Origin of the sequence: Cytobacillus oceanisediminis 2691 (genome assembly GCF_007678455.1) — a bacterium.
GTDB classification, from domain to species: Bacteria; Bacillota; Bacilli; order Bacillales; family Cytobacillaceae; genus Mesobacillus; species Mesobacillus oceanisediminis_A.
The window spans coordinates 1-264 of sequence record NZ_VEEP01000250.1; the positions used below are offsets into that span (position 1 = coordinate 1).

1 pseudogene is annotated in these 264 nt (G+C 50.4%); it reads right to left on the reverse strand.

Annotated features, from left to right (window positions below):
• Positions 1-48: 48 nt before the first annotated feature.
• Positions 49-264: pseudogene (locus FS736_RS23775) on the reverse strand (ABC transporter permease); the annotation flags it as partial.

The window sequence follows — 264 nt, forward strand, 5'->3', positions numbered from 1 at the left end:
CCACCCAACCTCCCCCATTTTTCCAAACAACCGGCTAATCCTGCCTCTTCAAAAATTCCCATCACCCACAATCATATTTTCTGACACCGTCCCGCCCTTTGTATACCTCACCGCCCTTCCCTGCATCATGAACATCATCCCAACTCTCATCACCATCTCCCCAATCTTTACCTTCACCATCATCACCCAATTAACTGCACCCACAATCAACCCTGCCCCCATCCCGCATAAGACACCGATCACGGTCTTCTCCCAAAACCAGAC